Source organism: Bacillus sp. LR--39 (assembly GCF_053613335.1).
Genome location: NZ_JBSIOT010000761.1, coordinates 1 through 760, shown reverse-complemented (window position 1 = coordinate 760; position 760 = coordinate 1). Strand labels below are relative to the sequence as shown.

1 pseudogene is annotated in these 760 nt (G+C 48.6%); it reads right to left on the bottom strand.

Annotated elements, in window-relative coordinates:
* Positions 1-760 (bottom strand): annotated as a pseudogene (locus tag ACWHAR_RS26355) (excinuclease ABC subunit UvrA); the annotation flags it as partial.

Sequence of the window (760 nt, the reverse complement as noted above, 5' to 3'; positions counted from 1 at the left end):
ATATCACCTGTCCGCCGTGAATGCCGGCTCCCGGTCCAATATCTATTAAATAATCTGCTGCCATCATCGTGTCCTCATCATGTTCGACAACAATCAGCGTGTTCCCGAGGTCTCTCATATTTTTCAGAGCGCTGATCAAGCGGTCGTTATCACGCTGATGCAGACCGATAGACGGCTCATCTAAAATATAAAGCACACCGGATAAACGCGAGCCAATTTGAGTCGCCAGCCTGATGCGCTGCGCCTCTCCTCCGGACAATGTACCCGCTGCCCTGCTCAATGTCAGGTAATCGAGGCCGACTTTGTCCAGAAAGCTTAAGCGCTCCACAATTTCGCGCAAAATCAAATTGGCGATCTGCATATCCTTCTCAGAAAGGGTAAGATCTTTAAAGAAGGCAAGTGCGTCGGCGACAGACAGCTCGGTAATTTTCCCAATGTGGCGGCCGTCAATCAGTACGGCAAGCGCCTCTTTCTTTAACCGATAGCCTTTGCACGTCGGACAAGACTTCTGAGACATATACTGCTCCATTTGCTCACGTATGAAATCGGAGCCTGTCTCCTTATAGCGTCTTTCAATGTTGCGCAATACGCCTTCAAATTGAATTTCACCTTCGCGGATTTGTCCAAAATCATTTTCATATCGGAAATAAATCAGGTCATCTCCGCTGCCGTACAGCACTTTATCCAGTTGATGCTTCGGCAAATCTTTGACCGGCACATCCATATCAATCCCGTAGTGGGTGCAGACTGCCTCAAGCAG